General features: G+C 60.6%; 17 protein-coding genes. 11 read left to right on the forward strand and 6 right to left on the reverse strand.

All coding sequences use genetic code 11. The annotated features are described in order from the left end of the window. Positions 1–78: 78 nt before the first annotated feature. Entirely contained in the window at positions 79–966 is an 888-nt protein-coding gene (rarD, locus tag JIO00_RS27045) for an EamA family transporter RarD (RefSeq protein WP_010467094.1), read from the forward strand. Positions 967–1,182: 216 nt separating this feature from the next. On the opposite strand, the gene JIO00_RS27050 is transcribed toward rarD, so the two are convergent. Continuing rightward, entirely contained in the window at positions 1,183–1,701 is a 519-nt protein-coding gene (locus JIO00_RS27050; RefSeq protein WP_010467092.1) for a glycine cleavage system protein R, read from the reverse strand. Positions 1,702–2,236: 535 nt separating this feature from the next. Here JIO00_RS27050 and JIO00_RS27055 point away from each other — a divergent pair. Further along, complete coding sequence (locus JIO00_RS27055) at positions 2,237–4,414, forward strand: malate synthase G (RefSeq protein WP_010467089.1); 2,178 nt, start codon at positions 2,237–2,239, stop codon at positions 4,412–4,414. A gap of 43 nt (positions 4,415–4,457) precedes the next feature. On the opposite strand, the gene JIO00_RS27060 is transcribed toward JIO00_RS27055, so the two are convergent. Beyond that, entirely contained in the window at positions 4,458–4,928 is a 471-nt protein-coding gene (locus tag JIO00_RS27060; protein ID WP_010467088.1) for a response regulator, read from the reverse strand. Positions 4,929–5,180: 252 nt separating this feature from the next. Here JIO00_RS27060 and JIO00_RS27065 point away from each other — a divergent pair, with 252 nt between their 5' ends. From JIO00_RS27065 to JIO00_RS27100, 8 genes are all read left to right on the forward strand, one after another. Then, positions 5,181–7,121 (forward strand): putative nucleotidyltransferase substrate binding domain-containing protein, encoded by a 1,941-nt coding sequence (locus tag JIO00_RS27065; RefSeq protein WP_042932509.1) that lies wholly within the window; start codon positions 5,181–5,183, stop codon positions 7,119–7,121. Further along, positions 7,118–7,825, forward strand: a complete 708-nt coding sequence (locus JIO00_RS27070) for a 3'-5' exonuclease (RefSeq protein ID WP_010467084.1) — start codon at positions 7,118–7,120, stop codon at positions 7,823–7,825. The genes JIO00_RS27065 and JIO00_RS27070 overlap by 4 nt, the downstream gene beginning before the upstream one ends. Before the next feature lie 239 nt (positions 7,826–8,064). Continuing rightward, positions 8,065–8,583 carry an RNA polymerase sigma factor gene (locus tag JIO00_RS27075; protein ID WP_010467082.1) on the forward strand — a complete coding sequence of 173 codons (519 nt, stop codon included), beginning with the start codon at positions 8,065–8,067 and terminating at the stop codon, positions 8,581–8,583. After that, positions 8,580–9,551: a FecR domain-containing protein gene (locus JIO00_RS27080; protein WP_010467080.1), complete on the forward strand. Its 972-nt coding sequence runs from the start codon at positions 8,580–8,582 to the stop codon at positions 9,549–9,551. Before JIO00_RS27075 ends, JIO00_RS27080 begins: the two co-directional genes overlap by 4 nt. A 247-nt stretch (positions 9,552–9,798) precedes the next feature. Further along, the gene (locus JIO00_RS27085) at positions 9,799–12,225 is read left to right on the forward strand and encodes a TonB-dependent siderophore receptor (RefSeq protein WP_200667201.1); all 2,427 of its coding nucleotides are present in this window, start codon (positions 9,799–9,801) and stop codon (positions 12,223–12,225) included. Between the two features lie 71 nt (positions 12,226–12,296). Continuing rightward, positions 12,297–13,427 carry a PepSY-associated TM helix domain-containing protein gene (locus JIO00_RS27090; RefSeq protein ID WP_200667202.1) on the forward strand — a complete coding sequence of 377 codons (1,131 nt, stop codon included), beginning with the start codon at positions 12,297–12,299 and terminating at the stop codon, positions 13,425–13,427. Beyond that, complete coding sequence (locus JIO00_RS27095; protein ID WP_010467072.1) at positions 13,424–13,603, forward strand: hypothetical protein; 180 nt, start codon at positions 13,424–13,426, stop codon at positions 13,601–13,603. Before JIO00_RS27090 ends, JIO00_RS27095 begins: the two co-directional genes overlap by 4 nt. Before the next feature lie 157 nt (positions 13,604–13,760). Further along, positions 13,761–14,390: a glutathione S-transferase gene (locus tag JIO00_RS27100; protein ID WP_077747449.1), complete on the forward strand. Its 630-nt coding sequence runs from the start codon at positions 13,761–13,763 to the stop codon at positions 14,388–14,390. A 210-nt stretch (positions 14,391–14,600) separates the two neighbouring features. On the opposite strand, the gene creD is transcribed toward JIO00_RS27100, so the two are convergent. From creD to rloA2, 4 genes are all read right to left on the reverse strand, one after another. Next, positions 14,601–15,971, reverse strand: a complete 1,371-nt coding sequence (creD, locus tag JIO00_RS27105) for a cell envelope integrity protein CreD (RefSeq protein WP_200667203.1) — start codon at positions 15,969–15,971, stop codon at positions 14,601–14,603. Between the two features lie 204 nt (positions 15,972–16,175). Beyond that, entirely contained in the window at positions 16,176–17,594 is a 1,419-nt protein-coding gene (creC, locus tag JIO00_RS27110; RefSeq protein ID WP_200667204.1) for a two-component system sensor histidine kinase CreC, read from the reverse strand. Then, positions 17,594–18,274 carry a two-component system response regulator CreB gene (creB, locus tag JIO00_RS27115; RefSeq protein WP_200667205.1) on the reverse strand — a complete coding sequence of 227 codons (681 nt, stop codon included), beginning with the start codon at positions 18,272–18,274 and terminating at the stop codon, positions 17,594–17,596. The genes creC and creB overlap by 1 nt, the downstream gene beginning before the upstream one ends. A gap of 59 nt (positions 18,275–18,333) precedes the next feature. Further along, on the reverse strand, positions 18,334–18,840 hold the full coding sequence (gene rloA2 / locus JIO00_RS27120) for a retropepsin-like aspartic peptidase RloA2 (RefSeq protein ID WP_010467060.1): 507 nt from the start codon (positions 18,838–18,840) through the stop codon (positions 18,334–18,336). A 339-nt stretch (positions 18,841–19,179) separates the two neighbouring features. On the opposite strand from rloA2, the gene JIO00_RS27125 reads away from it, so the two are divergent. Then, positions 19,180–20,067 carry an acyltransferase gene (locus JIO00_RS27125; RefSeq protein WP_200667206.1) on the forward strand — a complete coding sequence of 296 codons (888 nt, stop codon included), beginning with the start codon at positions 19,180–19,182 and terminating at the stop codon, positions 20,065–20,067. Position 20,068: the final 1 nt, after the last annotated feature.

Genomic DNA, 20,068 nt, shown 5'->3' on the forward strand with positions numbered 1-20,068 from the left:
GGCAAGCCTCGCTCCTACAAAAAATACAACACATCTATACAATCCCCTCTTTGTTAGCTGCCTAAGCAAGGATTCTGCATGCAAGCTGCCAACCCGCGTCGCGGGTACATCCTGGGCCTGAGTGCCTACATCATCTGGGGCCTGTTCCCGATCTATTTCAAAGCCATCGCCAGCGTGCCGGCCGTGGAGATCATCATTCACCGTGTACTGTGGTCGGCGCTGTTCGGCGGCTTGTTGCTGATGGTCTGGAAACACCCGGGATGGTGGCAGGAACTGCGGGATAACCCGAAACGCCTGGCGGTCCTGGCCCTGAGCGGCACGCTGATTGCGGCCAACTGGCTGACCTACGTCTGGTCGGTGAACAACGGGCGCATGCTTGAGGCCAGTCTCGGTTACTACATCAACCCTCTGGTCAACGTGCTGCTGGGGATGTTGATCCTCGGTGAGCGGCTGCGGCGCATGCAGTGGATCGCGGTGGGGCTTGCGGCCATCGGCGTGGCGCAGCAGGTGTGGCAAGTCGGCAGCTTGCCGTGGGTGTCGCTGGTGTTGGCGCTGACGTTCGGCTTCTACGGTTTGATCCGCAAGCAGGCACCAGTGAAGGCGCTGCCCGGCCTGGTGGTGGAAACCTGGATGCTGGTGCCGATTGCCATTGCCTGGCTGCTGTTCAATCAGACGGCCACAAGCGCTCAGCCCGAGTTCTGGACCACATCCGAAGCCTGGTGGCTGGTCGCGGCCGGGCCAGTAACGCTGGTGCCGCTGGTGTGTTTCAACGCCGCCGCACGGCATCTGCCTTACACGACGCTGGGTTTCCTCCAGTACCTGGCGCCGACGCTGGTGCTGTTGCAAGCCGTGCTGTTGTTTGGCGAGCATTTGTCTTCCAGCACGCTGGTCGCGTTTATCTTTATCTGGGCAGGTCTGGCGGTTTACAGCGTCGATGCGGTGATCAGTCTTCGCCGCCGCAGCTGATCAAAAAACACACAAACCTCTGCGAGCCACGTCCTTCGTGGCCTGCAGTGATCCTTCCCAAGGTTATCCACAGCGTGATCCCCGCCGTTTGTGCGCAACTTGTTGAAACTGATGGTTTTTTGATCAGATCTGGAAGAAGCCCGGCCGGCGTGGGCTGGCGGGCTGTCTCTACAGGTTATCCACAGGCAGGTGCACGTTTAACTTGGATAACCCCGGTCAGGGTTCGCTACGCAGCACCAATTCCACCATCAGATCGTCGGCCAGGGTTTCCAGGCGCGACTGCAAGACATCCAGCGATAGGGTCAGCGGCACCGCCAGGATCGCTTCGGCGTGAAACAACGGCTCGCTGCTCATCGGTGCCGGACGCACTTCGGTCACCAGACGCTCCAGGCTCACCCCTTGCTCACTCAGCAGGCGAGTGATGTCACGGACAATCCCCGGGCGGTCATTGCCCACCAACTCCATGGCAATCGGTTTCCAGGTGCAGGATTGCTCAATGCCGCTTTCGGCGATAAGCACGCGAATACCGTGTGCGGACAACGCCTTCAGGGCATCGACCAGCTCATCGTAGGCCTCGGCCGGCACGCCCACCCGAAGAATCCCGGCGAACTGCCCGGCCATGCGCGACATGCGGCTCTCCAGCCAGTTGCCGCCATGCTCGGCAATGCATTGGGCAATGCGCTCGACCTGCCCTGGCTTGTCCGGAGCGAAAACAGTGAGTACGAGGTGGTCCATGGCGCAGCCCTCTTTTGTTATAGAAAAAGAAGTATAGGCAAGGGTTGTTACGGCGTTGAATCGGCGGACGCCTTCGCGGGCAAGCCTCGCTCCTAGAAGGAGCCGCCCCCTGTAGGAGCGAGGCTTGCCCGCGAAAGGAGCGCCGCGAAGAACATCGCGAACAATAAATCGTGTACAAGTTTTTATATTTAACTGGAACAATCCAATAGTTTTTTGAGAACATCCCGTGCCTCGACGTGACCGCAATGCGTCATGGGGTCGCAGAACGACGTAATTAGTCTAATTTTCACAAGCGCAATTCATCATGTAGTATGCCGCAGCGCGCACTACATAACGTTGGATCGATGTCTGCCACAGGCACACTCGCAGCCCTGATAGCCCTGTCAGCAAGGCCTCAAAGCCGTTGATCGGTTCCATCCCAGCCGCCCGAAATGGCATGTACTGGTGGAAGGGGTTTGTGGTTTAAATAGCCAGAGGCTTCATTGTTAATTTGAAGAGCTGAAAAGCGAAATAGCTGAGCAGAGTGAGGCAAGCAATGACTGAACACGTTCAAGTCGGTGGCCTGCAGGTCGCCAAAGTCCTGTTCGACTTCGTGAACAACGAAGCCATTCCCGGTACCGGCCTCACCGCCGATAAGTTCTGGGCCGGTGCCGACAAGGTCATCCATGACCTGGCGCCGAAGAACAAAGCCCTACTCGCCAAACGCGATGATTTCCAGGCTCGTATCGATGGCTGGCACCAATCCCGTGCCGGTCAACCACACGACGCTGTGGCCTATAAAGCCTTCTTGCAAGACATCGGTTATCTGCTGCCAGAAGCGGCTGATTTCCAGGCAACGACGCAAAACGTCGATGACGAAATCGCCCGCATGGCCGGTCCACAGCTTGTGGTTCCGGTGATGAATGCCCGTTTCGCGCTCAATGCCTCGAACGCCCGTTGGGGTTCGCTGTATGACGCGCTCTACGGCACCGATGCCATCAGCGAAGCTGACGGCGCGGAGAAAGGCAAAGGCTACAACAAGGTTCGCGGCGACAAGGTCATCGCCTTCGCCCGAGCCTTCCTCGACGAAGCCGCGCCCCTGGCGGCCGGCACTCACGTCGATTCCACCGGCTACAAGATCGTTGACGGCAAACTGGTCGTCGCCCTCAAAGGCGGCAGCAACACCGGCCTGCGCAACGATGCACAGCTGATCGGTTTCCACGGCGATACAGCCGCACCGACTGCAATCCTGCTGAAAAACAATGGCCTGCACTTCGAAATCCAGGTCGATGCCAGCACCCCGGTCGGCCAGACCGACGCTGCCGGTATCAAAGACATCCTGATGGAAGCTGCGCTGACCACCATCATGGACTGCGAAGACTCCGTCGCCGCTGTCGATGCCGATGACAAAGTGGTGATCTACCGCAACTGGCTCGGCCTGATGAAGGGCGACCTGTCGGAAGAAGTCTCCAAAGGCGGTCAGACCTTTACCCGCACCATGAACGCTGATCGCACCTACACCGGTGTCGACGGTAAGGAACTGAGCCTGCATGGTCGTTCGCTGTTGTTCGTGCGCAACGTCGGTCACCTGATGACCATCGACGCGATCCTCGACAAGGACGGCAACGAAGTGCCGGAAGGCATTCTCGACGGCTTGATCACCAGTCTGGCAGCGATCCACAGCCTCAACGGCAACAACTCGCGCAAGAACAGCCGCACCGGTTCGGTCTATATCGTGAAGCCGAAAATGCACGGCCCGGAAGAAGCCGCGTTCACCAACGAGCTGTTCGGTCGCATCGAAGAAGTCCTCGGTCTGCCGCGCAACACGCTGAAAGTCGGGATCATGGACGAGGAGCGCCGCACCACGGTCAACCTCAAGGCCTGCATCAAAGCTGCGAGCGAGCGCGTGGTGTTCATCAACACCGGTTTCCTCGACCGCACGGGTGACGAAATCCACACCTCCATGGAAGCCGGCCCGATGGTGCGCAAGGCGGACATGAAGGCCGAGAAGTGGATCGGCGCCTACGAGAACTGGAACGTCGATATCGGTTTGAGCACCGGCCTGCAAGGTCGCGCCCAGATCGGTAAAGGCATGTGGGCGATGCCCGACCTGATGGCGGCGATGCTCGAACAGAAAATCGCTCACCCGCTGGCCGGCGCCAACACCGCCTGGGTTCCATCGCCGACTGCCGCTGCGTTGCACGCGCTGCATTACCACAAGGTCGACGTGTTCGCCCGTCAGGCCGAACTGGCCAAACGTGCCCGCGCGTCGGTTGACGACATCCTGACCATCCCGCTGGCGGTGAACCCGCAGTGGACTGCGGAACAGATCAAGAACGAACTGGACAACAACGCCCAGGGCATTCTCGGTTACGTGGTGCGCTGGATCGATCAGGGCGTGGGTTGCTCGAAGGTGCCGGACATCAACGACATCGGCCTGATGGAAGACCGTGCGACGTTGCGGATTTCCAGCCAGCACATCGCCAACTGGCTGCGTCATGGCATCGTCACACATGACCAGGTCATGGAAAGCCTCAAGCGCATGGCGCCGGTGGTTGACCGCCAGAACGCCAACGACGCGCTGTATCGTCCGCTGGCACCGAACTTCGACAGCAACATCGCCTTCCAGGCGGCGGTCGAACTGGTGGTTGAAGGCACGAAGCAGCCAAACGGCTACACCGAGCCGGTACTGCACCGTCGTCGCCGCGAGTTCAAGGCTGCCAATGGCCTGTAACTGAGCACTGACGCCGGACAAAAGAAAGGCCCTGATCGAAAGATCAGGGCCTTTTTATTTCAGATTCCGGTGCATCCATTCCCAACTCATGCTTGACCAGCGCCAACAGCTTGCCGGTATTGACAGGTTTGAGCAGGAAGTCGACCACGCTCAAGTGCATTGCAGCAATCGCGTCTTGTACATCGGCGTCGCCGGAAACGATGATGATCGGCAAGGCCGCCCTTTCCGACTGGCGAACCTGGCGGATCAGGTCCAGGCCATCGATGTGTCCCATGCGCAGATCGGTAATCACCAGGCCGATCGAGGGTTTCTCGTCCAGCATTTTGAGTGCGGTTTCGCCACTGGCGGCGGTCATGCAACGAATACCGTCCAACGCAAGAATCTCCGACAACAGCTCACGCGCGTCTTTATCGTCGTCAACGATCAGCACCCGCTGCGCCGGTAAATCGGGTTCGAGCATGACGGCACTCAGCGCCTCGCGCTCGGCATCACTCAAAATATCGTGGTCGGACATGGCTTTCTCTACGTTTTCAATTCAATCCCCTAGCACTTTCGTCAGACATCGCTAAGTAGACCTTCAATGTGCACTTCGTCGGAAACTTTTCCTATAGCCAATGTAGGAGGTTTTTCCTGCATTTGCGTCAGACATTTCCTAACTTCCGAAGCCTGCACGCCCCGACCTAGACTTACGTCCAATGGGCACCCTGCATGTACGAGCCGACCATGGGGGTAGTCATCCGACAACAATTCAAAAAAGACTGCGGTAATGGTTATGAGTAGAGAGGACGCCTTTACACAGGCAGGGAAAACCGCGGTGTTGCAGAACATTCAGGGCACTTTGCAATTCCTTCAGCGATTCCCGCCCTTCAATCAAATGGAACACGCGCACCTGGCGTACCTGGTTGAACAATGTCAGCTGCGTTTTTATGCGCCCGGCGAAAGCATCATCAAACCGGCCGACGGGCCGGTCGAGCATTTCTACATCGTCAAACAAGGACGGGTTGTGGGTGAGCGCCCGCATACGGCCAAGGGCGGCACCGAAACCACCTTCGAAATCACCACCGGCGAGTGTTTCCCCCTCGCCGCGCTGCTGGGCGAACGGGCGACCCGCACCGAACACCTGGCGGCCGAAGACACCTTTTGCCTTCAGCTCAACAAGCTGGCGTTCATCAAGTTGTTCGCCCTTTCCACCACGTTTCGCGACTTCGCCCTGCGCGGTGTCAGCAGCCTGCTGGATCAGGTCAATCAGCAAGTCCAGCAAAAAGCCGTGGAAACCCTCGGTACTCAATATTCGCTGAACACGCGACTGGGCGAATTGGCCATGCGCCATCCGGTGACTTGCAGCCCCGCCACGCCATTGCGTGAAGCCGTGACCCTGATGCATGAGCAACAGGTCGGCAGCATCGTGATTGTCGACGAGCGCAAAGCCCCGCTGGGCATTTTTACCCTGCGCGACCTGCGCCATGTGGTGGCCGACGGCACTGACGACTTCAACGAAGCGATCGAACGCCACATGACCCAGGCGCCGTTTTTCCTGTCGCCGGACCACAGCGCCTTCGATGCGGCGATCGCCATGACCGAACGGCACATCGCTCATGTCTGCCTGGTGAAGGACCATCGTCTGTGCGGCGTGGTGTCCGAGCGCGACCTGTTTTCCCTGCAACGGGTGGACCTCGTCCATTTGGCGCGGACTATTCGCAGCGCCCAGAAAGTGGAAAACCTGGTGGCGCTGCGCGGCGAGATCGGCCAACTGGTCGAACGCATGCTGGCGCACGGTGCCTCCTCGACCCAGATCACCCACATCATTACCTTGCTCAACGATCACACCGTGTGCCGGGTGATCGAACTGACCCTCGCCGAAAAAGGTGACCCTGGCATTCCATTCAGCTGGCTGTGCTTCGGCAGCGAAGGCCGCCGCGAACAGACGCTGCACACCGATCAGGACAACGGCATTCTGTTCGAAGCCCGGGACGCGGCGCATGCCGCCGAAATTCGCGGAAAATTGCTGCCGATTGCCCAGCAGATCAACCAGAGCCTGGCACTCTGCGGCTTCACGCTGTGCAAGGGCAACATCATGGCCGGCAACCCCGAACTGTGTTTGTCCCGGGCCGAATGGGCGCGGCGTTTTGCGGCGTTTATTCGTGAGGCGACGCCGGAGAACCTGCTGGGATCGAGCATTTATTTCGACCTGCGGGTGGTCTGGGGCGACGAACAAGGTTGCGAGCAGCTGCGTCGGGGAATTCTCGATCAGGTGAATGACAACCGGTTGTTCCAGCGGATGATGGCCGAGAACGCCTTGCGCAACCGCCCTCCGGTCGGGCGTTTCCGTGAGTTCGTGCTGGCGCGCAAGAATGGCGAGAAAGCCACGCTGGATCTGAAAGTCCAGGGGCTGACGCCTTTCGTCGATGGCGCCCGATTGCTGGCCCTGGCCCATGGCATCGAGTCCAACAACACCCTGGAGCGCTTTCGCGAACTGGTGGCCAAAGAGGTCATCGAACGGCTCGACGGCGCTGCGTATGAAGAGGCCTACCACTTCATCCAGCAAACCCGCATGCAGCAACATCAGCTACAGACTCGGGAGAACTTGCCCTACTCAAACCGGGTCGATCCTGACAGCCTCAATCATCTGGACCGACGGATCCTGCGTGAGTCCCTGCGCCAGGCTCAACGCCTGCAAAGCAGCCTGGCCCTGCGGTATCAGCTATGAGCCTGTTTTCATGGCTGCGTCCGGCAGGCCCAAGCCTGACCGCTGAACTCCAGCTACGTCTGCAACGCTTACCCTCGGCGGCCGATCTGAGTGAATGCAGCCTGCGCGAGCAGCGCTGGGTGGTGCTCGACCTGGAAACCACCGGGCTGAACCTGAACAAGGACCGGGTGTTGTCCATCGGCGCGGTGGTGATCGAAGACGGAGCGATCGATTTCAGCCAGCAGTTCGAACGCACGCTGCAATGCGCCGATATGAAGGTAGGGCCCAGCGTATTGATTCATGGTCTGGGGCCTAGCGCGATTGCCGCTGGCAGCGATCCGGCTCAGGCATTGGTCGAATTTATGGAGTTCGTCAGAGACAGCCCGGTGCTGGCGTTTCATGCGCCGTTCGATCAACACATGCTGGGGCGTTCGCTGAAAGAGCATCTGGGCTACAAATTGCAGAATACGTTTCTGGATGTGGCGGACATCGCACCGTTGCTGTGTCCTCAGGCTCACATTCGCGATGCCGGGCTCGATGACTGGATCGACTGGTTCAAGCTGGAAGTCTTCGAACGCCACAACGCCAGCGCCGATGCGTTGGCCACGGCGGAGCTGGCGTTGATTCTGTTCAGCCGGGCGCGGCAGCAGCAGATTCATAGCCCGTTGAATTTGCAGCAGCGGGTGAGTCAGTGGAAACGCCGGCAGCGGGCGCCGTCCTTCTAAATCTGCGGCGCCTGTTCTGACGCCTTCGCGGCAAGCCTCGCGCCTACAGGTTTTGTGTCGATCTGTGGAACGACGACATCCTGTAGGAGCGAGGCTTGCCCGCGAAGCACGACAACGCGGTCCACCTGAAGACTCCCCATCAAAACCACCTGACCAGTGGCCAATTGCTTACCTCCCCCGCCTCTGCCACAATCGCGAACAATTCTCGTTAGTTAACACTTCCCAATCGGTGATGCTGCGTGTCGTCAGTCCAAAGCCCCCAAAGTGAGCTCGTTGGTGCGTTGTATCGCGACCATCGCGGGTGGCTATTGGCCTGGCTGCGACGCAATGTGGCCTGCCCGCAACGGGCCGAAGACCTGAGTCAGGACACCTTCATGCGCCTGCTCGGCCGTGATGAGCTGAAGGAGCCTCGTGAACCGCGGGCGTTTCTGGTGGCGATCGCCAAGGGCTTGCTGTTCGATTATTTCCGTCGCGCAGCGCTGGAACAGGCCTACCTCACCGAATTGATGCTGATCCCCGAAGGCGAACAACCGTCGGTGGAAGAACAGCAGCTGATCCTCGAAGACCTGAAAAACATCGACCGCCTGCTTGGCAAGCTTTCCAGCAAGGCCCGGGCGGCGTTTCTCTATAACCGCCTCGACGGCCTCGGCCATGCGCAAATCGCCGAGCGCCTGGGCGTGTCAGTGCCTCGGGTTCGCCAATACCTGGCACAAGGCATTCGTCAGTGCTACATCGCGCTGTACGGTGAGCCGGTATGAGCCCGGCCAGTTCCAAACCGGTATCAGCCCAAGTGCTGGACGCCGCGATTGCCTGGCAATTATCCCTGGATTCCGGCAGCCCGGTGGAGCGCGAAGAGTTCACCAAATGGCACGCCGCCCACGAGGAACACGCGCGGGCCTGGCGCCAGCTGGGCATGCTCGACCAGCGTTTCAGCGTCGCCAGCGGCCCGGCGCGCACGGCGTTATTGCAATCGCGCGAAAGCATTCGCCGACGGGTGCGCAAGCTCGGCAGTGGCCTGGCCAGCGTCGTCGCAGTAATCGGCTTGGCGCTGTTCGTCGGTGATCGTCATTTGCCCATCGACTATTGGCTGGCCGACCAGCGCACCGCCACCGGCGAGCAGCGCACCCTGCGCCTGAGCGACGGCACGCTGATCAACCTCAACACCCACAGCGCGGTGGACGTGCGTTTTGACGAGAAGCAGCGGCTGATCATCCTTCAGGAAGGGGAAATTCTCGTCGAAACCGGTCATGGCGACGCTCGACCGTTTATCGTCGAAACCCGTGAAGGCAGCCTGCGCGCGCTGGGTACGCGGTTCCTGGTCAAGCGCGAGGACGACGGCACGCGACTGAGCGTGTTGCAGTCCGCAGTGGCCGCCCATCCGCAGTCGAGCCCTGAAGAGCAGATCCTGCGTGAAGGCCAGCAAGTGCTGATGCGCAGCAATGGCCTGGGCCCAATCGTCGCGCTGAACCTCGGCGCCGATGCCTGGACCCGCGGCATGCTGGTGGTGGACAACACACGACTGGAAGACCTGGTGCACGAACTCGGTCGATATCGACGGGGGCATTTGGGCGTTGCGCCGGAGGTGGCTGACCTGCGGATCACCGGTAGCTTCCCCCTGCACGACACCGACAAGGCGCTAAGCGCGCTGCTGCCGACCTTGCCCGTGCAGATCGAACAGCACACGCCGTGGTGGGTGACGGTGGCGAAGGCCGAAGCCAAGCCCTGAGGGGTGTTGCGTCTAATCGGCCGCCTTCGCGGGCAAGCCTCGCTCCTACAGGATGTCATCGCTCCACAGGTCGACACAAAACCCGTAGGAGCGAGGCTTGCCCGCGAAGAGGCCGTCAACAACAGCACACATCTAGACTCAGCCCCTCACTTACTGAATCGAAATTATTTTCATCCAGCCCTATCACTTTGGGATTCTCATTCGGCTCCTAGGCAATTGAGAAATATTTCCATTCAGGAGCCGCTGTATGTCCCGTTCGCTAGACACCTTGTTACGCCCCAGCTTGCTGGCCATCGCCATTGCCCTTTGCGCCCCGCTGGCCAGCAGTCAGCTGATTGCGGCTGAACAGGCGTCCAGCGTTCGCGCCTACAACCTGCCGGCCGCGCCATTGGCCAGCACGCTGAACCAGATCGCCAGCCAGGCGGGCCTCGCGCTGTCGTTGAACCCTTCGCTGGCCGCGGGCAAGACCTCAGCGCCGGTCAAGGGCCAGTACGACGCCGCCAGCGCCCTGCGTGAAGCCTTGCGCGGCACCGGTCTGCAACTGGAGCAAAGCAGCGCCGGCACCTACAGCCTGGCCGCCATTCCCGAGGGGACGCTGGCCCTGCCGGAAACCGCCGTCATCGGTGTCCAAAACACTGAAAGCGCCTGGGGCCCGGTGGAAGGCTACGTCGCCACGCGCACCGCCGCCGGCAGCAAGACCGACACCGCGCTGGTCGAAGCGCCGCGCTCGATATCGGTCGCCACTCGCCAGCAAATGGAAGATCGCAATGTGCAGAACCTCGATGACGCCGTGCGCTACATGCCCGGCATCGTCGCCAGCAGCTACGGCAGCGACACCCGTGCCGACTGGCTGCGGGTCCGGGGCTTTGAGCCGACCCAGTTCCTCGATGGCCTGCCGCTGCCGAAAGGCACCTACGCCAACCCGAAACAGGAAACCTGGAACCTCGATCGCCTCGCCCTGCTGCGCGGCCCGGCGTCGTCGGTGTACGGCCAGACCCCGCCGGGTGGCTTGCTGGACATGGTCAGCCGCCGTCCAAGCGCTGAAGACAGCCACGAGATCCAGCTGCAATACGGCAGCGACAACCAGCGCCAGATCAACTTCGCCAGCACCGGCAAAATTGATGACGAAGGCCAGTTCCTCTATAGCCTGAGCGGCGTGGTGCGCGACAGCGGCACGCAGATCGACCACGTCGACAACAAGCGCTACAACATCGCACCGAGCCTGACCTGGAACATCAACGAAGACACCCGCTTCACCCTGCTCACGCAATTCACCCGCGACGATACCGGCATCACCAGCCAGTTCCTGCCGGTGCAGGGCACCAAGATCGACATGCCGTTCGGCAAGGTTTCCCATCATAAGAATCTCGGCGACCCGGACTGGGAATACTACGACCGCACCTACTACGCTCTGGGCTATGCGTTCGAACATCGCTTGAACGACGTCTGGCAGTTCAAGCAGAACCTGCGTTACACCAAATCCGATCTGTCGTTCCAGGGGCTCACTGTCGGCTCGTATCCGTTCACCCAGGTGGATAACGAAGGCAACGTCGGGCGCACCAGCACCATTGTCGATGAAGACATCAGCCAGTTCGCCGTGGATAACAATTTCCAGGCCGACTTCGCCACCGGCGATGTCCGTCACACCCTGCTGCTGGGTCTCGACCACCAGCGCAGCAACACCAACTACACCTCGATTTTCGGCGACGGGCTGACCACCAACGTCAATAACCCGATCTATGGCCAGCCGATCGTTCGTCCGCCGCGTTCCACCGCGTTCTACGACTACAACCAGAAGACCTACCAGACCGGCCTGTACGTGCAGGATCAAATGGCCCTCGACCAATGGCGCCTGACCGTCGGCGGACGTGAGGATTGGGTCCACACCAGCACCGAGTTTTTCAACAAGGGCGATGCCACCAACACCCAGCGCGACAAAGCCTTCAGCGGCAACGCGGCGATCAGCTATGTGTTTGACTCCGGCTTTGTGCCGTATCTGTCTTACGCCGAATCCTTCCAACCCACCACCGGCGCATCAGCCTCCAGCACCGAATCGTTCAAGCCGACCGAAGGCAAGCAGTGGGAATTGGGCATCAAGTACCAGCCACCGGGCAGCAACACCCTGCTCAGCGCAGCGGTATATGACCTGACCCAGAAAAACGTTTCGGTCACCACCACCGTCGGCGCCACACCGATCACCAGCCAGACTGGCGAAGTGAAGGTCAGGGGCCTGGAGCTGGAAGCGGTGTCCGACGTCACCGAAAACCTGAAAATCATCGCGGCCTACACCTTGGCCAAATCCGAAGTGCAGAAAGGCGACTACAAGGGCAACCGACTGCAACTGATGCCTAATCAACAGGCTTCGCTGTGGGCCGATTACACCTGGCACACCGGCGTGCTGGATGGCTTCGGCATTGGCGCCGGCGCTCGCTACACCGGCAACACCTACGGCGATCAGGGCAACACCTGGCTGGGCAAGGCCGACGCCTATACCGTGTTCGACGCGGCGGTCCATTACGACCTCGGCCGCCTGGACAACAGCCTGAAAGGCGCGTCCCTGGCACTGAACGCCACCAACCTGCTGGACAAGGACTACATCTCCACCTGTGACAGTTTCTACTGCTACTACGGCGACCAGCGCAGTGTCGTCGCCAGTGCAACTTACAAGTGGTAAATGCCTGAGCTGAACGCTCCAAGACCAAGCCGTCCTTCGGGGACGGCTTTGGTATTTCTGAAGGCCATCAAATGAAAAGTAAAACAATTCGCCGCTGGTCGTTCATCCACACCTGGACCAGCCTGATCTGCACCGTGTTCCTGCTGATGCTGGCGCTGACCGGCCTGCCGTTGATCTTCCACCACGAGATCGACCACCTGCTGGGCGATGCCGCAGAGTTGAAGCAAATGCCGGCGGACACCCCGCAGCTGAATTTGCAGCAGTTGGTGCAGGCGGCGGAAAAACATCGCCCCGGCGAAGTCATGCAGTATTTCGGCTTCGACGAGGAAGAGCCCAACGCCGCGATCGCCATCATGGCGGCCACCGCCGGTACCGAGCCCAATTCGTCGCACACCTTCATGCTCGACGCCCGCACCGGCGAAGCGCTGGAGATGCCGTCGGCCAACGGCGGTTTCATGATGGTGATGCTGCGCCTGCACGTGGACATGTTCGCCGGTCTGCCGGGCAAGTTGTTGCTGGCGTTCATGGGGCTGATGTTTGTCGTGGCCATCATTTCCGGGACGGTGCTGTACCTGCCGTTCATGCGCCGCTTGAAATTCGCCAGCGTGCGCCAGGACAAATCCACTCGCCTGCGCTGGCTCGACCTGCATAACCTGATCGGCGTGGTCACCATGACCTGGGCACTGGTGGTCGGGGTGACCGGCGTGATCAGTGCCTGCGCCGACCTGCTGATCGCCGCCTGGCGCAACGACGCACTGAGCACGATGATCGCACCCTACCGCGACGCGCCACCGCTGACGCAATTGGCACCCGCGACCCGTTTGCTCGACATCGCCAAGGAAGTCGCGCCGGGCATGCAACCCGATTTCATCGCCTTCCCCGGCACGCGGTTTTCCAGCGAACACCATTACGCCGTGTTCATGAAAGGCAGCACCCACCTGACTTCGCACCTGCTGACCCCGGTGTTGATTGACGCCAGCACCCTGCAAGTCACGGCGGTGGCGGAACGACCGTGGTACATGGACGCCATGGGCATGTCGCAACCCCTGCACTTTGGTGATTACGGTGGCATGCCGATGAAAATCCTCTGGGCGACTCTGGATGGGCTGACCATCGTCGTGCTGGGCAGCGGGGTTTATCTGTGGGTAGTGCGGCGCAAGGCGGCGAAACCTGCGCTCGAGCAAGCGGAGGCTCAAGCATGAGGCCACGACAGTCGAACTTCTGGAAGGTCTTCGCCACGCCCACCGTGATCGCGCTGCTCAGTGCCGCGGGGTTGTTCGCCGCGTTGCTGGGCGACGGCGTGTGGGATGCCTTGAGCTGGCTTGGCCTGGGCGTCCCTGCCGTCCTGGCCCTGCGCGGCCTGCTGCAACGCCGCTGATCCTTGTGGGAGCGAGCCTGCTCGCGATGGCGGCCTGACATTCAACAGGGGTGCTGAATGTAAACGACCTCTTCGCGAGCAGGCTCGCCCCCACGATCTTGAGCAATCTCTTGAACGCGCTATGCTGCCCAGCATTGCCCAACTCCGAGATGCTGCCATGTCCGCCCCCAGCATGACCCTGTTCCACAATTCGTTATCGCCCTTCGTCCGCAAAGTCATGGTGCTGCTGCACGAAACCGGTCAGACCGACCGCGTGGCGTTGCAAGACTGCGTGCTCACACCGGTAAGCCCGGATCAGGCGCTCAACGAAGACAACCCGCTGGGCAAGATCCCGGCCCTGCGCCTGGCCGACGGCAACGTTATCCATGACAGCCGGGTGATCCTCGATTACCTCGATCATCAACACGTCGGCAACCCGCTGATCCCCCGCGACGGCTCGGCCCGCTGGCGCCGTTTGACCCTGGCCTCGCTGGCCGACGGGATCATGGACGCGTCGGTGGTGGTTCGTTATGAAGTGGTCCTGCGCGCCCCCGAAAAACAGTGGGACGAATGGCTCGATGGCCAGCGCGACAAGATTCGTCGCGCACTGGCGCTGTTGGAGAAGGACGCGATTGCCGAGCTGACCAGCCATTTCGATGTGGCGGCGATCAGCGTGGCGTGTGCGCTGGGTTACCTCGACCTGCGCCACCCGGATCTGCAATGGCGCGAGGCGAATCCCCAGCTGGCGGCCTGGTATTTCGAGGTGAGCCAGCGGCCGTCGATGGTGGCGACGATGCCGAAGGTTTGAATCTTCGCTGACGGTTCCGGCCTCATCGCGAGCAGGCTCGCTCCCACAGTTGATCGGTGGTATGCACGAACCTTGTGTTCACTGCAGATCCCTTGTGGGACCGAGCCTGCTCACGATGGCAACACACCGGGTCAACAGGAAACAAACCGAATATCCGCGCCGCCAACTCTTCCCCCTCCCGCTGATCCTCGCGCAACCCCAACGACCGGCTCATTCCACCGCCCCCAGATCAAACGCCAGCGGCTTGGCCGACTTCTGCCCGATCCCGTACCAATCCAGCTTGCGGGTCAGCACCATGAACACGCCGAGCAAGCCGAACAGTAACAACGAGCCCATCAACAGCGCGTAATCCTCGGCACTCAACAAGCCGTAGAGCAAGCCATACAACGCCGCCAACCCCGCCGAAAAGCTCAAGCCGTGACGCACGCTGCGCAGCACATGGCAGACATAGAACCCGATCAGCAACACGCAGCCGCCGGCCGACAACAGATAAGCCAGGGCAAAACCGATGTGCTCCGACAGCGACAGCAGCAACAGGTAGAAGAATGCCAGCGCAACCCCCACCAATGCGTATTGCACCGGGTGCACCGCCAGGCTTTTCAGCACTTCGAAGAGGAAGAATCCGGCGAAGGTCAGCACGATGAACAGCAGTGCGTATTTGATCGCCCGATCGCTCTTGAGGTATTGGTCCACCGGATCAATGAAACTCACGCCAAAACTGCGGCCGCTGTACGCCTCGCACCCACCGCCGGACACACAACTGCTCAGCGCTTCCTGCAGGTTCGTGGAGAAAAACGAGGTCTGCCAGTTGGCGGTAAACCCCTGATCGGTGACTTCACGCTGGGCCGGCAGGTAGTTGCCGATGAAGCTTGGGTGCGGCCAGTTGGCGCTCAGCGACACTTTGCTGGTCTTACCCACCGGAAGGATCTGCAACTGACCGGTGCCTTGCAGCCGAAGGTCGAAACCGAAGGTCAATTCCGTGGCTTGCCTGGCATCCAGCGCTGGCAATGTCACGTGTACACCTTCGCCTAACCAGCCCACCTGGGTCCCCGGAACAAAGTCCAGCCGCTGGTCATTGAGTTCGAGTTTCAGGGCGTTTTCGATGCCGCGAATGTCGCTGATACCGACGGCCAGAAACGGCTGGTCGAACTGGTAATCGGCAAAATCTTCCTTGATGCCCAGTTGCGCCGGGACCGAGAAATGCCCGCTGATGCGGTTGTCGGCGTGGAACAGTCGCGCCTCGTAAATGCCTCGGGAGCGCAGTTCGGTCTGCACCTGGCCATCGAGTTCGAAGCGTTCCGGGAGGAAATACAGACGACCGCGCTCCTCACCGACTTCCTGATAACGCTGGTTGGTTTTTTCGTTGAGCTTCCAGGTGCGCACCACTTTGCGATACGGCACCACCATCAGCGGCCCGTTCAGTTGCTGGCTGTAGCTGGAGCTGCGGGCAATGTCTTCAAGCACACCGTCGCGCAATTGCTGGCGGTCCTGGATGACGCCGTTGATCATCAGCAACGGAATCAGCAATAGCAAAATCAGAAGGGCGATTGCCCCGAGTTTTAGGGTCAGGCTGCGGTTCATGGGACTCTCCCTGTTTGGATGCGGAGAGTCTGGGATGGGTGTGTGGAGGCTTTGTGGGGGGAATATGGAGATTATGTGGAGAACGGACTGGCCTCTTCGCGAGCAGGCTCGCTCCTACATGGGTTCTGCGCTGGACACAAATTCTGAGTCCCCCACACATCAACTGTGGGAGTGAGCCTGCTCGCGATTGGCCGCGACTCGGTCCTAGGCCAGGTGCAATAGGACTTCCACCCCACCCTCGACATTGCCGATGCTCAATGAACCGCCATGCAACTGGACCACTTCTTCCACAAAGTTAAGCCCCAACCCGGTGCTCTTGCGCCCACTGTCCGGGCGCGGCAGCGAGTAGAAACGCTCGCTCAAACGCGGTATCGCATAGTCGGGAATCGCCTCGGCCTGATTGAACAGCCTGAACTCGATCTGCTCGCCGACCCTCTCGGCGCTGAACCGCAGCAGCCCCTGAGGCGGGGTGAAATCCAAAGCATTCTCCAGCAGATTCCCCAGCGCCTGCCGCAACAGAAACGGCTCGCCATGCAGGGTCATATCCGGCGCGATCCTCTGTTCCACGCGCAACTTTTTCCCTTCGATCCGCGCGGCCTGGGCGTTGAGCAACTCATCCACCAAACCCGCCAACGGCACCGCCACCCGCTCTTCCAGCCCTTGACGCTGTTCGACCTGTGCCAGGTTCAGCAACCGCTCAATCAACTGCTGCATCCGCACACTTTCACTGTCGATGTTGCTGACGAAACGCTGCTGCTGAGCCAACGGCATTTCACCTTGCAGCAACTCCGCTGCACCGCGAATCGCCGCCAATGGGCTTTTCAATTCATGGGTCAGGGTGTGCACATAACGCTCGACGTAGGCTTTGCCTTCCAGCTGGGTTCGCATCTGTTCCACCGCCGTCGCCAGTTGCTCCAACTCCCCGCCGCGATAATGCGGCACCTCGACGCGCCGGCCCTCACTCACCGCTTGGGCATAGGCGGTCAACCGCCGCAGCGCCGCGCTCAGCCACCATGACAACAGCGCGCCGAACAGCAGGCCCAGGCCGATCAACCCGGCACCATAAGCGAGCAATCGACGTTCGGTGCGATCCACGTAAGGCTGCAACGAACTGTTGGGCTTGGCCACGGTGACCACGCCGATGATCCGGCCGTTGTCGCGAATCGGCGCGCCGACGTGCATCACCGAAGAGGTCGCATCGTTCGGATCGCTGCGGGTGGAACGTGCGCCGTATTCACCGCGCAACGTCAGGTAGACGTCGTTCCATCGTGAATAGTCCTGCCCCACCGCTGCGCCACTGGAGTCCAGCACCACGAGGCCTTTGGCGTCGGTGACGTAAATCCGGTGGTTGACCTGGTTCTTCGGCAAGCCCCAGATGCTTGCCTTCGGCTGCCGTTCGCCATAGGCCCTGAGCAGCTCGGGCCAGCGGTTCTGGTTGAGGGTGCCGGCCTTGAAATCGTCGCGCAGGATCTCGGCCATCAGGTTGGCGGTGTCGACCAGGGTTTCTTCCGTGGACTGGCGCACCCCTGGGCGGATTTCTTCCATCACGGTGTTGAGCACGAAGTAACCGGTCAGGCCGATAAACAGCACGTAGACCAGGAAAATCCGGATCCCCAACGGCATCAGCTGTGCCCCGGGCTGTAGCTGTAACCGAGGCCGCGATGGGTCTGGATCGGTTCGGCGTCAGCCTTCACCAGACGCAATTTGGCGCGCACGCTTTTGATATGGCTGTCGATGCTGCGCTCGTAACCGGCATCGGCGGCCACCCCCAGCGCATCGAGCAATTGCTCGCGACTGAAGACGCGTTCGGGTTGTTCCAGCAGGCATTGCAGGAGGCGGAATTCGTGCCGCGTCAGGCTCAATGGCTGATTGCGATAGTTGATCTGCACGCGTTCGCTATCGATCCGAAACAGCGTCGACGAAACCTCGGCCACCGGTCGCGGCGCCATGCGCTTGAGAATCGCCCGGACCCGCGCCGCGACTTCCCGGGGGCTGAACGGCTTGACCACGTAGTCGTCGGCGCCGATTTCCAGGCCCACGACGCGGTCGATTTCCGCGTCACGGGCGCTGAGGAAGATTACCGGCACTTCGCTGAAACGCCGCAGTTGCTTGCAGGTCTCGAAGCCGCTGATGTCTGGCAGGCCGATGTCGAGAATGATCAGGTCGGCCGGGGTCTGGCGCTGATGCTCCAGCGCCGCCGCGCCGAGGCTCAACCAGGTCGTGGTGAACCCCTCGCCCTGCAACGCGAATATCAGGGTGTCGGCAATCGCCGCTTCGTCTTCGACAATCAGGATATGAGGCATGGCGTCCGAGCCCGGCAGTTAAGTGGGCGAACGGTGCCCCAAGCCTCTCGTTCCGTCAATCAGCAGTCGGGTTTGTCGGCAGTGAAACGCCGCGCCGGGTTCACCGCCGCACCGAATTCACGCAAGGCCTTGGCACCGATCAACAGCGGATAGTTGAAGCTGCTGCGGTCGGTAAGGTTGACCTCGACGGTGCGCTTGACGTTGCCCAGGCACAGTTCCAGATCGACTACCGGGCGCTTGGTCGGCTCGACGGCTTCCTTGTCATCGTCATCCTCTTCGGAGCGGGTCTTGATCTTGCTGATCCGCGCAACCTTGTGCTCGTAGACCTTGTTGCTCGCGTCTTTGGTGGCGAGGCGGAAACGGACCCACTCGTCGCCGTCGCGGGTGAAGGTTTCGATGTCCTTGGCCGACAGCGAGGCCGTCAGGGCGCCGGTGTCCATTTTGGCCTTGAGGACTTCGCCGCCGATTTCCGGCAGCGCAATGTATTCGTAACGCCCGTACAGCGTCGGCTCGGCGGCCAGGACCGGCAGGGCCACGAGAGAAAGCAGTGCAAGGAGGGATTTCACGTAATGGGCATCCTTTGGGAATGGGGGCGCAGTGGCCAAATTCTAGACCGCAAACAACAAAGATAGTTGGACGGCCACCTAGCTTTGTGGCGAGGGAGCTTGCTCCCGTTGGGCGGCGAAGCCGCCGTAAATCCATTCAACTCGGTGTTCCTGACACGCCGCTTCACATTAGCTTTTGGGGCCGCTTCGCAGCCCGGCGGGAGCAAGCTCCCTCGCCACAGGTGATCTCATCAGGCGGCAAGCATAACGATGTAAAGGTGAAACATTCGTCACCGCCGATTTGGCCTGCGGCCCGAAGCTGAATATCATGACGCGCCCAAACGCTTTCAAGAGTTACTTATGCGCCGCCTGCTCACCGGCTGTTTCGTTACCCTGCTGCTGTTGCTCAACACCCTGGTCCTGATCGGGCCGCTGATGGTGTTTGCGCTGCTCAAACTGGTCTTGCCTGGTCGCTATCGCGACTACGCCTCATGGGCGGTGATGTGGATCGCCGAGACCTGGGCCGAGATCGACAAGCTGGTTTTCCGCCTGTGCATCCCCACCCAATGGGACATCCGCGGCGGCGATGACCTGCGCCGCGACACCTCATACCTGGTGATCAGCAACCATCAATCCTGGGTCGATATCCCGGCGTTGATCCAGGCCCTGAACCGCCGCACGCCATTCTTCAAGTTCTTCCTCAAGAAGGAACTGATCTGGGTGCCATTCCTGGGGCTGGCGTGGTGGGCCCTGGATTATCCGTTCATGAAGCGCTACACCAAGGCATTCCTGGCCAAACACCCTGAGCTGGCCGGCAAGGATCTGGAGATCACCAAAGCGGCGTGCGAGTTGTACAAGCGTCAGCCGGTGACCGTGGTCAATTACCTGGAAGGTACCCGATACACCGCAGCGAAAAGCACTCAGCAGCAGTCACCCTTCACTCACCTGCTCAAGCCCAAGGCCGGCGGCGTGGCGTTTGTCCTGGCGGCAATGGGCGAACAGCTGGATGCCGTGCTTGATGTGACGGTGGTGTATCCGCAGCAGCAGATTCCGGGGTTTTGGGACTTGCTCAGCGGCAACGTGCCGAGGGTCATCATCGACATCAAGACCCGAGAGCTCGACCCGGCATTGTGGCAAGGCGATTACGAAAACGATCCGGTGTTTCGCGAAACGGTCCAGAACTGGGTCAACCAACTCTGGATCGAGAAGGATCAACGCATCGACGCGTTGCGCGCCGAGCGCCGTTGAA

The sequence above is a fragment of the Pseudomonas sp. SW-3 genome (assembly GCF_016615645.1).
Taxonomy (GTDB): Bacteria; Pseudomonadota; Gammaproteobacteria; order Pseudomonadales; family Pseudomonadaceae; genus Aquipseudomonas; species Aquipseudomonas mandelii.